We start from the raw sequence: 14,030 nt of genomic DNA on the forward strand, positions 1-14,030 counted from the left end.
TCGTCGTTCGCGGTCGTGTCGGTCTCGGTGTCATGGCGTCGCTCATCCGCCGGCCCCGCCGCCGGAGCCGCCTCCGCCGCCGGTCCCCGGGTCGGGGTTCGGGTTCGTCGGGGCAGCGACGCCGCACCGGGTCAGGGTCCGTTCGCCGAGCGCCGCGTAGGCGCCGGTGAAAGTGATCTTGTAGCTCACGGTCAGCGTCGCGGTGTCGTTCGTGATGGTGATCGTGTACGCATTGGCCGACTTCACCGCGCCCGAGAACACGATGTCGTCCTTCGTCGGAGCAGCCGTGCAGTCGGTCGGCACGTTCACGGTGACGGTCGTCGGGATGGTCGTCGACGTCACGTCGGCCTCCGCTCCGCACGCGCTGGTGCTGCTCAGGAAGCAGTAGCTGTACGTGATGTGACCGGGGTCGACGTCGCGGGAGAGCGAGAAGGTCGAGGTCAGATCGCCGTTGATGCGGTAGAAGACACCGAAGAGGTTGCGCTGCGGCACGTTCGGGGCGGTCACGTTCAGGAACTCGTAGCCGCTGGTGAAGGCGCCGGAGGTGATCGTGCGCGACGGGTCGACGCCGACCGTGTACGTGACGCCCTGGCCGCCGGGCGAGACGGTGAAGGTGTACGCCTGCTGCACGCCGGTCGAGACGGCGCCGAACCCGTTCGCGGCGCACGCCTGCCCGAAGTACTTGGTGTACTCCTGCAGCCCGCCGAAGTTGTTCGACGCCTGACCGCCCGGCATCACCGGAATGCCGTTGCCGTCCATGGAGCAGGACGGCTGCGGCGACCCCTCCCGCCACACGGCGTAGAGGACGCTGACGCCCTTGGCGCTGTGGTTCGCGTCCACCCCGACGTCCTTCAGCTGCAGCGCGGTGTTCGACGACGCGACGAGGGACCCGTTGGACGTGACGATCGGCGACCCGGAGACCTGCACCGACTGCGCCCAGACCGAGCCGGTGTTGCCCGATCCGAGCGGCGGCTGGAACTGGCTGACCGGCGTGACCGAGACGTTCCGCGATCCCGGGGAGGCCGTCCCCGTCCAGGTGGTCGTCGCTCCGCTGCGCGGGATCTGAGCGACGGGGTTGCCGTCGATGCTGATCTGGAACCCGCTGGTGTCGTCGCTCGACTGGATCGCCAGCGAGATGACGCCCTGCGTCGCGTTCGTGCGCGCCGGGTCGTAGACGGTGCTGCTGCTGCCGCCGCTGATGACCGGAGGCTGGTACGCCCAGGTGAGCACGGGCGTCGTGTCGAGCGACTCGCCCACCGCGTTGACCGCCCGGGCGGTGAAGGTGTGGCGCTGCCCGTTCACGAGGCCGCCGACGGTGCACGAGTACGTGCCCGCCGCGCCGGCCGCGCAGCTCGACGGCACCTGCTGGCCGTTCTCGTAGATCGCCACACCGCGGAGCCCGGGGTGCGCGAGGGCCGCCTCGCCGAGGGTGACGAGCAGTGTGACGCTCGATCCCGTGAAGCCGGTCGTCGTCACCGAGCTGGGCTGCGCCGGATAGCCCTGGACGTCGAGCGTGAGGGTGCCGCCGCCGGTGCGGCCCTGCGCGTCGGCGACGGTGTACGGGACGATGCAGCTGCCGCCGGCCGGCTTCGGTCCGCCGGGCCAGGTGGCGGTGATCGCGGTGGTGCCGGTGGCGGAGATCGCGGCGACCGCGCAGCTGGTCTGGCCGAGGCCGACGAGCTTGAGGCCCGAGCCCTGCTTGCCCTGGAACGGGTCGTACTCCCCCGCAACGCCGATGACGGTGACGGCGCACGAGGGGCCGCTGCTCACGGAGCACGACTGGGTGAAGGTCGCGGCGCGCGGCGCGTCCGGCGGTGCGGCCCCCACGACGAGCGTCACGTTGGCGGTGAGCCCGCCGAACGACGTGACCTTCACGGTCACCGTCTCGCGGGCTCCGGGATGCGCGTCCGCCCGCGCCGTCGCGGTCAACGTGCGACCGGACTGGGTGACGGCGAAGTTGGTCCCCGAGTAGACGATGGAGTAATCCAGGGCGCCCTGGTCGCCGACGCGGCCGCCCTCCCAGCTGGTCAGGTCGGCGTACAGGTCGATGGTCTGCGAAGCGCCGGGCGCGACCGTGCGGCTGACGGAGTTGAGCTGCGCCTGCGGGCTCTTGGGCTGGATGACGACCGGGACCGGCAGCGCCGTCCAGGTGCTCTGCCCGGCGAGGCGCACCTGCACCGTGCAGGTGTCGGTCCACGGCGCCTCCCGGCCCGCCGCGTACGACGCGGTCGAGCCGCCGGCGGGTGTGCACCGGGCGTTCGCGCGCTGCACGGCGAAGGTGCTGTCGTCGCGCACCTGCAGGGCGTCGCCGGAGGCGAGGTCGACGGCCTCCTTGAGCGGGATGGACACGGACTGCTCCTCGCCGACCTTGTAGGCGGGGAGGCCGCCGGCGAGCTGCAGGCGCATGTCGTCGAACGCCGGGATGCGCAGGAAGCCGTAGCCGACGGACTTCCGCCCGGTCTGGTCGGTGCCGGTCAGCGAGAACGGCACGAGGGCGCCGTCGCGCGGGACCGGCCCGCTGATCCGGTGGCCCTTCACCGTGTACGACGAGGCCGCGGGACCCCACACGGCCAGCGTGAGGTCGGAGATGCTGCCGGAGCTCCACACGGTCTTGCCCGCGACGACGTCGATGCCGGTGGCGAGCTCCCCGCGGTCGCGGGTGCCGACCACGGTGTCGGTCACGACCGGGACGTCGGTCGCGGCCTCCGCCGTCACGGTCACCACGATGAGACCCTGCGCGGTGCTGGAGGTCGCCGAGGACTTCACCGTGTAGATGTACGACTGCACGCCCTCCACGCTGCCCGGGAGCAGTCGGACCGTTCCCGACTTCAGGTCGGTGCCGGACGCGATCAAGCCCTTCAGCCGGTTGTACTCGCTCGAGCCGGGGAGCTCGGGGGCGTTCGGGACGACGGAGACGAGGCTCAGCGTCCCTCCGGCGGGGTCGCGGTCGTTCAGGAGGGGCTGGACCGTGAGCGGCGTGTTCGATCCCTTGACCGTGCGCACGGCGTCGCTGTAGGTGATCGGCGCGACGTCGGCATCGGCGCTGCCGAGCACGGCGATGCGGATGACGCCGTCGCCGGTGGCGCCGGCCCGGTCGCGCAACGTGTAGCCGAACGACACCTGGCCGCCGCTCACGCCGCCGCCCGGCGCGGTGTAGACCACCGATCGGCCGTCGGCGCCGATGGTCGCGGCGCCGGAGCCGGCCTTGGGCTGGGAGAGCGAGGAGAGCACGGTGGCGTCGCCGTCCGGGTCCTGTCCGGCGGAGGGGATGGCGAGGGTGACGGTCCCGCCGGCGCGCACGCGAGCAGTGAGCGTCGACGGCTCCGGGGCGCGGTTCGCTCCGTCGGCCACGACCGTGACGGTGATCTCCGTCGAGTCGAGGCGGCTGGGATCCGACTCCACATAGTCCGAGTAGTGGACGGTGTAGACCCCGGCCTTCGTGGGCGCGAGATAGCGCACGGTGTCCCCCGCGGCGAAGACGAGCTCGCCGGAGGCGCCCGACCCTTCGATCTGGGAGGCGAGGACGAGGCGCTCGCCCCGCGGTGCGATGTCGTTGGCGGTGACCGGGATGTCCACCTGGGTGCCCGCGCGCACCGTCACGGCGTCGGGACGCGCGATCGGCCCGATGCCGGTCGCGGGGTCGACGAGGAAGACCGTGATCTCGCCTTGCACGGTCTGCCCGGCGCCGTCGCCGATCGTGACCGTGGCGGTGCCGATGCGTCCGGGCCGTCCGTCCGCCGTGGTGCCGCTGACGCGCACCTGGGCGTTGTCGACGACGCTCGCCGAGAGCCGGTCGTCGTCCGCCGTCACCGACTGCACGGCGAGGACGCGTCCGGAGGTGTTCTGGACCGCCGGGAGCACGTCGAGGGTCGTGTCCTCCTGCGCCCGGGCGAACGCGACGAGCGGGGGGATGGTGAGGGCGCGGCCTCCCGCGACCACGCTGAACCGGAGCACGCCGGTCTGCTCCGCCTTGGTCTGGGCGTCCTGCACGGTGTAGCCGACGAAGTACTCGCCGGCGGCCTTCGCCGTGAGCTGGATGGTGCCGGCCGCGCCGTTCGGCGTCACCGTCGCGTTGTCCTTGTCGCCCGTCGTGATGACGGCGTCGGTGAGCCGGTACGAGCCGGAGCCGCCCTCCACGTGGTCGGCGATCGCCTCGGTGCGCGGCTCGCCGACACCGGTGACCACCGCGGCGGGCACCGTCGTCAGGGCGGGATCGGCCGCGACGGAGACGACGAGCTCCTTCGTCGTCTGCGCACCGCGCGCATCCACCACCGTCACCGTCACCGCGTACGTGCCGGCGCCGGCGTTCGGGTCGGTGTGGCGCACGGCCACGTGCCCGTCGGCGGTCGCGACGACGCGGATCGGTGCGGCGGCGTCCGTCTTGCGGGCGTCGGCCAGGGCGATCGGGTCGCCGTCGGGGTCCACCCACGCGGAGAGGACGGGGACGGAGACGGTGCCGCCCGGCGCCAGCGACACGGTCGGCCAGGTCTGCATGCAGTTCTCGATGCCGCACCAGGCCGGGGCGCCGTTGTCGGCGTCCGCCACGACGTGCAGGGTCACGGTCGCCGGCTGCGACTGCATGAGGCCGTCGGTCACGACGTAGCTGAACGTCGCGGTGCCGCTCTGTGCGCGCACGTGGACGGCGAGCTGCTGATCGTCGGCCGTCAGCGAGAGGTCGCCGAAGCCCGGGTCGCTCAGGCCACCGCCGAGCGAGTCGGGCACGATCGTCAGCACGGCGCGCTTGACCGGCGAGTGCGCGTTGAGGAGCACGGGGAGGATGGCGGTCGCGCCCGCGCGCACGCCGAAGCTCGACGGCTGCGCCACCGGCGGCATCTCCTGCGTGACCTCCTCGACCTGCGTCGTGGTCTCGGTCTCCTGCGTCTTCTTCTCGTCGTCCGCGTTCCACTGCGACGGCGGGATGAGCGTGCCGTCGGGGATCGTCCAGAGGGTTCCCGACTCGGTCTCGTCGAGGACGGCGCGCTGGCCGTTGCTCAGGATCTGCGGGGCGAGCGACCGGGCGTCTTCGAGCGTGCCCTGGGGCACGTCCAGCGCCTTCGCGCCGTCGCGGGACGACCAGAGGCGACCGGCCGTCGTGGAGAGCCACGCGCCGTACACCGTGCCCGCCACCTCGGTCGGCGCGGCGGGCGTGCCGGACGCGTCGAGCGTGCGACCGGACTGGCCGCTGCGCACCTGGACCGACACGAGGCCGGAGCCGTCGGCGAAGTAGGCGGTGCCGTCGTCGGAGGTGCTCCCGGCGATCGCGTCGCTGCCGAGGCGGACGTCGACCGCGGCATCGCGGCCGGCGATCCACGCCTTGCTCTGCGCGGGGGCGGCGAGCACCCAGGTGCCGCCCGCGAGGGCGAGCGCGACCTTGGCCGAGGCCGGCGGCGGAGAGGCGAGCTTCGCGGCGTCGCCCGTCCAGGTGCCGCGGGCGGCGTCGTAGACGCGCACCGCGCGCTCCTTCGCCGAGTAGAGGGCGACGGTGCCGTCGGCGCCCACGGCGACGGCCGTCGCGACGTAGCCTTCGGCCCCCTTCGAGGTCTGCTCCTGCTGCAGCGGGTCGATCGGGACGGGCTTGCCCGCCGACCCCTGCGCCGAGAGCTGCTGCACGTACACCGTGCCCGCGTCGGTGAGGTACGCGGCCCAGTCGCCGTTCGAGAGCACCTGCCGGGTGCCGCTCGGGGTGGAGGCGCCGGTCGAGCCGCCCGACGATCCGGACGAGGACGTGGATGCGGCCGCCGCCGACGACCCCTCCACCAGGGCCTTCGGATCGGCCGGATCGACGTCCCACGCCTGGCGGAAGCCCTGCGTGAAGACGATGCCCTGCGAGCCGTGCTGCACGACGCCGCTCGGATCCTCCGCATCCCGCACCGTGCTGAGCTGCTTCAGGTCGGTGTCGACGCGCGCGTACTGGCCGGACGCCTTGGTCACCCACACGGAGCTCTCGACGGCCTCCGACTTCTGGGTGTCGTACCCCTGCGCGATCACGGCGCCGGTCACGACGAGCGCGATGGCCGCGACGACCGCGGTCACGGCGGCGACGCGGCCGAAGCGCCGCTGGGGTGCCCGCTGCTTCACAGCACTCCACCCGCGATCAGGGCGACGCCCACGCCGACGACGGCGACGACCGCCACCCCGGCGCCGATGAGCGCGGGGACGATCGGGTTGCCCGCCCAGCGGCGCTCGCGCACGACGAGGCCGTCGCGGTCGCGCTTGGCCTCCGCCGCGGCCTCGGCCTGCTTGGCCTCGCGCTGCGCGCGGCGGGAGTCGGGGTTGACGGTGGAGACGACGGGGCCGCGGCGATCGCGGTCGTCGAGGTCGATGAGTCCCGCGGCGCGCGCCCACTCGGGCGAGGCGACCTCGATCGCGGTCGGCGGGATGCCCAGCTCGTACTGCACCCAGCGGAGCTCCTCGGCGAACGCCTGCGCGGACGCGAACCGGCGCGACGGATCCTTCGACAGCGCGGTCCGCAGCGCCTCCTCCAGGCGCGGCGGGACGTCGTCGCGGCCGGTCGGCGTGTACACGGCCTTCAGGATGCGGCCCGTCATCAGGTCGCGCGTGTTCGCCTGGCGGCGGTCCGACTCGAAGGGGCTGCGCCCGGTGAGCAGGGTGTAGACGGTGGCCGCCAGGCTCCAGACCTCGCTGGCGATCGTGCCGTTGGTGGTCTCCTGCAGGACTTCCGGCGCCGACCACGGGACCGACATCGCGACGTCGCCGTCCTCGTCGTCCGCCGCCGCGATGCCGAAGTCGGCGAGCACGGCCGAGCCGAGCGCCGTGATCAGGATGTTGGAGGGCTTGATGTCACGGTGCAGCAGGCCCGCACGATGCACGGTCTCGACGGCGCCCGCGATCCGCACACCGGTCTCGAGCACCGTCGTCAAGGCGAGGGAGTCGCGCCGGAGCCGTGCGCTCATCGTGTCGGGGCAGTACTCCATCACGAAGAACGGACGGCCGTCCGACGAGATGCTCGCGAGGTGCACGGTGACGATCGCGGGATGCGCGCTCAGCCGGGCGAGGATGTCCGCCTCCGCGTTGAACGCACGCAGGGTCTCGTCGTTGACGGCCTCCGCGGCGAGCACCTTGACCGCGACCACGCGGCGCGGGAGGTCCTGCTCGTACAGGAAGACGTCGGCGAAGCCGCCGGATCCGAGCGGGCGGATGACGGCGTACCCGGGCAGCACGGGCGGGGAGGCGATGGCTCGTCTGCTCACGCCTCGGCCCTCCGCTCGTTACGACCGGGCATCACGGTCCTCTCCCCCGACGAACCGGATCGTGCGGCCCCGGTCTGGTCACAGGGCCGCCGGAACCCCGGCGTCCTCACCAGCCTATTCGATTCCATCCGCCGGATCATCGCCCCGTTCGGGTCGCAGGGAGGGCGAGCTGGGCAGAGAACAGACCGCGCTCGCGGCTCACGACCTGGGCGCGTCCCGGCACCGACGGGATCGGCTTCACCCGGTCGATCAGGGCGCCCTCCTCGGGGTTGCCGCCGAGAATGATGCCGGTGACGCCGAGGTCGGTGAAGCCCTGGATGATCGGGTCGTACGCCTGGCGGCTCGCACCGCCGGTGCGGCGCGTGATGATGACGTGGAGGCCGACATCCGCCGCCTGGGCGAGCAGCGGGCGCAGAGCGGCCACCGGGTTGCCCTGGCTGGTCGCGACGAGGTCGTAGTCGTCGACGATCACGAAGCCCTCCGCGCCCTTCCACCACGAACGGTCCCGCAGCTGCTCGGTCGTCACGTCCTGGCCCGGGAGGCGGCCGGAGAAGAACTGGGCGAGCTCGCCCACGCCCGACATCGCCTGGTCGTGGGAGGTGATGTACGCACCGAGGTACTCGCTCGGGATCTCGCCGAGCAGTGCGCGCCGGTAGTCGATCGCGAAGATCTTGGCCTGCTCCGGGGTGTAGAGCCGGCCGATCTCCTGCACGATGCCGCGCAGGAACGAGGACTTGCCCATCCCGGAGTCGCCGTAGAGGTAGAGGTGCGACTCGGCGGCCAGGTCGATGCCGAAGGGGGCGAGCTGGGCCTCGTCGACGCCGAGGAGCAGCCGGCGGTCGCCCGCGGGCGCCTGGGCGCGCACCTCGTCGAGCGAGATGTCCTCCGGCAGGAGCCGCAGCTTCGGGCCGGCCGGCCCGCGCCAGGCGTTCGAGACGCGGTCGACGAGGTCGTCGACGCCGTCGACCAGCCGGGACGCGTCGCCCGAGCCGTCGATGCGCGGCAGGGCGCCGAGCATGTGCAGCTTGCTCGGCGCGAGACCGCGGCCGGGGGCGTCGGCCGGCACGTTGGCGGCGGCCTTCCGGTCGATCTCGGAGTCGCTCGCGTCGCCCTGGCGCAGCTCCACGCGGGTCTGCAACAGGTCCTTCAGGCTGGAGCGGATCTCGAGCCACCGGTTCGTCGTGACGACGAGGTGCACGCCGAAGCTGAGTCCGCGCGCCGCGATGGCCTGGATGCGCGGTTCGAGCGCCTCGTACTCGGTCCGCAGCGTCGACCAGCTGTCCACGACGAGGAACACGTCGCCCCAGCCGTCGTCGACCAATCCCTCGGCGCGGCGCTGCCGGTAGGTGTCGATCGAGTCGATGCCGTGCTGGCGGAAGTACAGCTCGCGGGCATCCAGGATCGACTCCACCTCGGCGACCGTGCGGCGCACCGACTCCTCCTCGGTGCGGGTCGCGACGCCGGCGACGTGCGGCAGCCGCTGCATGCCGACGAAGCTGCCGCCGCCGAAGTCGAGCACGTAGAACTGCAGCTCGAGCGGCGTTCCGGTGAGGGCGAGGGACGCCACCAGGGTCCTGACGAGCGTGGACTTGCCGCTGAGCGGTCCGCCGACGATCGCCACGTGACCGCCCGCGCCGCCGAGGGAGACGACGAGCTGCTCGCGCCGCTGCTCGAGCGGCACGTCGACGACGCCCAGCGGGACGGTGAGCGAACCCGCCGCGCGCCACGACGGCGACACGAGCCCGAGGGCCGGGTCGACCGCGAGGTCGGGCATGAGCCGGTCGAGGGGCTCGGGATCGCGCAGCGGCGGCAGCCAGACCTGGTGCGCCGCAGGACCGCGGCCGCTCATCCGCTCGACCGCGATCTGGAACGTGCTGCGCTCCTCCACCGGTTCGACGGACGTCGTCACGACCGGAGCCTCGGCGGACTCGGGGAGTTCGAGCGGTTGCGCGGCCGCCGTGAACAGGGCGACGTCCGCGGCGGTCGCCGTCACGGGGCCGTCGCCGCCGCCCGCACGACGGCGGGTCTTCGGCGGACCGGAGACATAGGCGGCGCGGAACTGCGTCATCGACTCGGTGTCGGCCTTGAGGTAGCCGACGCCCGGCTCCTGCGGCAGCGTGTACGCGTCCGGGACGCCGAGGACCGTGCGCGACTCGGCCGCGGAGAACGTGCGCAGACCGATGCGGTACGAGAGGTAGGTGTCGAGGCCGCGGAGCTTGCCCTCCTCCAGCCGCTGCGAGGCGAGCAGGAGGTGGATCTGCAGCGAGCGGCCGACGCGGCCGATGCTCACGAAGCTCTCGACGAACTCCGGCTTCGCCGCGAGCAGTTCGGAGAACTCGTCGGCGACGATCAGCAGCGCCGGGAGGGGCTCGAGGTCGGTGCGGCCGTTGCGGCGCGCCTTCTCGTAGTCGGACACGTTCGCGAAGTTGCCTGCCGCGCGCAGCAGCTCCTGCCGCCGCACCACCTCGCCCTGCAGAGCGTCCTGGAAGCGGTCCACGAGGGCGAGCTCGCTGCCGAGGTTCGTGATGATGGCGGACACGTGGGGCATCCCCGCCATGCCGGCGAAGGTCGCGCCGCCCTTGAAGTCGACGAGCACGAAGTTGAGCTGCTCGGGCGAGTGCGTCAGCGCGAGGGCGAGCACCAGCGTGCGGAGCACCTCCGACTTGCCGGAACCGGTGGCGCCGATGAGCACGCCGTGCGGTCCCATGCCCTGCTGCGCGGCCTCCTTGAGGTCGAGCACCAGGGTGGCGCCGTCGGTGTCCTGTCCGATCGGGACGCGCAGGCGGTCGCGCTCCAGGCGCCCCGCCCAGGCGCGGTCGAGGTCGACCTCGCGCACATCCGGGAGGCCGAGCAGCTCGACGAGCTCCAGCTGCGCCCGGGTGGTGCCGCCGTCGGTGGCGGCGACCGGCCCGGCGTAGAGGGGCAGCAACCGGCGTGCGGTGGCCTCCGCCTCGACCACCGAGACGGTGTCCGGGGTGAACACGCGCGTGTCGGACTGGAGGTCGATGGCCTCGGCCCGGTCGGCGGGCGCTGAGGGATCACCGGGAAGCGCGAGCCGGAGCACGTCCGCGTCCTCCAGGGCGCCCCAGCGGGTCGGCAGCTCGATGACGGTCACCCCGGCGACGCCGTCGCCGCCCACGAGCGGATCGCCCGCCGGCACCCGTGCGCCGTCGACGACGAGGATGACGTGCGGAGCGGCCTTCGCCCCCGGCGAGAACCGCGGGCGCTCGCGCAGTTCGGCGGGCAGCATCCGGGCGAGCTCCTCGATCGAGGAAGAGATCGCGCGGGCCGGGCCGAGCCGGTCCTCCACGCGGACGGACTGCACGTGCGGGAGCCACTTGGCCCACTCCCACTGCGAGAGCTGGCCGTCGCCCGCGAGCACCGCGATGCGCACGTCGTCCGGCGACTGCATCGTGGCGATCCCGAGCAGGATCGAGCGGGCGAGGGACCGGACGGCGTTCTCGTCGCCGCCGGTGATCTCCACCCGCGAGTAGTCGGTGAGCGGCACGGCCAGCGGCAGGCGCGGCTGCACCTCGTGCGTCAGCATGAAGCGGTGGGCGGCGGAGGCCGCGACCGGGTCGAGCTGCGCGAGCGGCGGCAGCTCGGGGGCCTCGAGCGTCACGCACAGCGGCTGGTCCGAGACGCCGATGCGGGCGAGCAGGAAGTCCTCGTCGGAGGAGATCCGCTCCCACACGCGCGTGCGGTCCTCGGTGATGAACGGGAGCGCCGACGGCGCCGGGTTCACCCAGTTGCCGTACCGGCGCTGCTGACGGGCCGCCGTGCGGACGGTGTCGCGCAGCTCGGAGAGGTACGCCAGGTACTCCCGCCGACTCCCGAGCACCTGCGACGTGCGCTGCGATCGCTGCCGCCAGCCGTTCACGGCCACGAAGCCGAGGGAGGACAGCAGGAACATGCCGCCGGTGATGAAGCCGGTCGGCCCGGCGTTCGAGATCGTGACCATGACGATCGCGCCGATGCTGCCGAGCATGGGCAGCAGCGACGTGATGAGGCCGCCGCTCTCGCTCGGAACGAGCTCCGGCGGCGCCTGCACGACGATCTTGCCGCCGGGGACGCGCGGGGGTGCGAGCCGGGGACCAGCGCTCATGACGCACCTCCGAGAAGTCTGCTGATGGTGAAGACGCGGTTGCCCAGCTGCACGCGGACGCCGTCTTCGACGAGGGTCCGGACGCCGGGCTCGAGGCGCCGGGAGGCCCCGGTCTCGTCGAGGAGCTCGGTGCCGTTGGTCGAGCCACCGTCCGTGATCCACGTGCCCGAGAACGAATGCTCGAGGCGCGCGTGCGTCTTCGACACGGTGTGCTCGGGGTCGCGGACCACGACGAGCCGGTCGCCGGGCTCGCTTCCTGCGGGAGCGCGACCGAGGTTGACCGCGACGGGGACGGGAAGCTGCTCGCGCTGTCCCGTGTCGAAGATCAGGAGGAGCTCGCCGCCGGTCTCGCCGCCGACGACGCCTCCCGCTGCTTCGACGGGAACGGGTCCGGGAGCGCCGGGGGTGCCGGTCCCCGTTCCCGTCCCGGTTCCCGTGTCGGAGGATCGCCCGGTGTCGCCGACGACCCCGCGAACGTCGCGGGACGGGATGACCTGGGGCGGGGCGAGGACCGGTGCGGAGGGCGCCGCGGGGGCGGCCGACGGCGCGGGAGCGATGGCGGGTGCGGCTCCGGGCAGCACCGTCACCTGCTCGGAGAGGTCGAAGGAGACGCCGCCCGGCAGCGGAGGCGCGACGATCGACGGCGCGGCCGGGGCTGCGGATTCCGTCGTGACGCGTCGCGGCACGGCGACCACGACGGTCCCCGCGGCTCGGTCGGCCCAGGAGCGGCGCCTCGCGCCGCGGTCCCACGCCGACGAGGCTTCGACGACCCACGCGCCGACCCCCAGGACGAGCGAGCCAGCGCCCGTCAGGAACGAGCGCACGAAGGCGCGACCGAGCCCCGGCGAGAAGGGCGCGTCGCTGCGCGAGACGCGCAGGCGCAGGAGGGCGTTCCCGAGGCCGAGGCCGGTGCGCGCCTGCAGGACGAGCAGCCCGACGGCCAGCTCGACGACGGCGAGGGCGGTCAGGACGGCGGAACGCGTCAGGAGCGCGACGGCGACGCCGACGACGGCGACTGCGACGACGTCGATCGTGAAGGCCGCGAGGCGCGCGCCGACGGCGGCCGGGTTCCCGGCGAACTCCGGGCCGAGCGGGGAGGCGTCACGAGCGACGGCGCGAGTCGCCCCGGGCAGCGCGCCGACGGCAGGCGCGCCTCCGGTGACGGGCGTGCCTCCCGTGGCGGGCGCAGCGGGGCGGCGATCCTGCGGGACGCCGCAGGACGGGCAACGGGCCGTCCCGTCGGGCAGCGTCTGCCCGCAGTTCCAGCACGAGACAGCGCTCATCACGCCATCACCCCTCTCATCAGGTCGATGACGCCGGCGGCGACGAGGCCGGCCGGGAGCGCGAAGACCACGCACAGCGCCTCGACGCGGTCGGCGAGGCGGGACCAGAACAGCGAGCTCGCTCCGCGGCCGACGGCGACGAGCACGGCGGAGGTCGCGATCCCGATCACGAGCAGCCCGGCGGCGGCGACGCTCAGGCCGAGGGCACCGGAGGCCAGGATCGCCGCCACGACGACGGAGAGCACGACCACGATCGCGGCGGCGCGGGGCACCCAGCGCAGCAGCCGCACCGACGACCGTCGGGCGCCGAGGAGGAGAGCGAGGGAGGCGGTCGCTGCGAGGACGAGCTGGCCCCAGAACCGCAACGGGTCGGCCGACTGAAGTGGGACCAATGCCAGGGGGGCGGAGATCGCCGCGATCCCGGCGAGCATGACCGTCGCCGTCCGCAGCCGCGCCGTCGACTGGCCCGCGATGCGCCGCGCACCCGTCAGCGTGACGGGCTCCCCCGGCTCGGGCACGCGCTCGCGCACGGCCCACCGGGTCGACTGGTAGCGCTGGTAGTCGATGAACATCCCGGGCGGCACGTCGAGGAGCATCGTCGGGAGGGCGCGCAACGCTACCGGCGCGGCGCCGAGCGTGATCGCCGCAGCGCCCTGCGCGGGCATCCCGAGCAGCAGGGCGAGGGCCCAGATCGCCCCGAGGATGAGGAGCACGACGGCGGCGGCACCCGCGGAGTCCCGCACCTGCTCGGAGGAGGCCACGAGGGCGATGACGGCGGCGAGCACCGCAGCGGCGGCGAGGCCGGTGAGGACGACGAGGGGGACGCTGTGGGCGGACGACGGGATAGCCGCCGCTCCCGCCGCGAAGGCGAGGGCGAGCGGTCCGAGGGCTGCGGCGGGGGTCGACGCCGCGGTCGCTGCCGGGTCTGCCGCACCGTCGCGTGTGCGCACCGACCAGGTGATCCCGACGATCAGCGCGGCGAGTCCGAGCCCGAGCGCGCCGCCGATCCGGAGGTCGGCCGGGAGGGCGTCCGTGCCCCCGAGCACGAGCGCGCTGATGAGAACGCCGACGGCTCCGAGGATCCACCACGCGACGGTCTCGGTGGTGAGTGCTGCACCGGATGCGGTGGCGTTGCGTTTGCTCGGCTGCGGGCGGTCGCGGAGGTCGACGACCGACAGGAGGGCGCCGTCGTCGAGCCGCCACGCGGGTTGGTCGATCGCGACCTCGCGTCCCGTGCGCTCCACGAGGACCTGCTGTCCGGCCTGCAGGCGGAGGCCGATCCCGTCGAGAGCGGTCTCGAGCAGCGTGCCCGCGGGGACGACGATCTCGTGCACGCGTGCACCGTCGACGATCGCGAGGCGACGCCGCTCGGTCACGCCCGTCGGCACGGTTCAGTCGAGATCGTGTTCACGCCCGCATCCTTCAGCACCT

At 73.4% G+C, this 14,030-nt stretch carries 5 protein-coding genes; all 5 read right to left on the minus strand.

Annotated features, from left to right (window positions below; translation table 11 throughout):
- Nucleotides 1-42: 42 nt before the first annotated feature.
- Nucleotides 43-6,078 carry an Ig-like domain-containing protein gene (locus tag HNR14_RS03465; protein ID WP_179699901.1) on the minus strand — a complete coding sequence of 2,012 codons (6,036 nt, stop codon included), beginning with the start codon at nucleotides 6,076-6,078 and terminating at the stop codon, nucleotides 43-45.
- Entirely contained in the window at nucleotides 6,075-7,211 is a 1,137-nt protein-coding gene (locus HNR14_RS03470) for a protein kinase domain-containing protein (RefSeq protein ID WP_179699902.1), read from the minus strand. Before HNR14_RS03470 ends, HNR14_RS03465 begins: the two co-directional genes overlap by 4 nt.
- A gap of 136 nt (nucleotides 7,212-7,347) precedes the next feature.
- The gene (eccCa, locus tag HNR14_RS03475) at nucleotides 7,348-11,316 is read right to left on the minus strand and encodes a type VII secretion protein EccCa (protein WP_179699903.1); all 3,969 of its coding nucleotides are present in this window, start codon (nucleotides 11,314-11,316) and stop codon (nucleotides 7,348-7,350) included.
- The gene (locus HNR14_RS03480) at nucleotides 11,313-12,599 is read right to left on the minus strand and encodes an RDD family protein (protein WP_179699904.1); all 1,287 of its coding nucleotides are present in this window, start codon (nucleotides 12,597-12,599) and stop codon (nucleotides 11,313-11,315) included. The genes eccCa and HNR14_RS03480 overlap by 4 nt, the downstream gene beginning before the upstream one ends.
- Complete coding sequence (locus HNR14_RS03485) at nucleotides 12,599-13,975, minus strand: hypothetical protein (RefSeq protein ID WP_179699905.1); 1,377 nt, start codon at nucleotides 13,973-13,975, stop codon at nucleotides 12,599-12,601. The genes HNR14_RS03480 and HNR14_RS03485 overlap by 1 nt, the downstream gene beginning before the upstream one ends.
- Between the last annotated feature and the right edge of the window lie 55 nt (nucleotides 13,976-14,030).

The sequence above is a fragment of the Leifsonia naganoensis genome, assembly GCF_013410615.1.
Classification (GTDB): Bacteria; Actinomycetota; Actinomycetes; order Actinomycetales; family Microbacteriaceae; genus Leifsonia; species Leifsonia aquatica.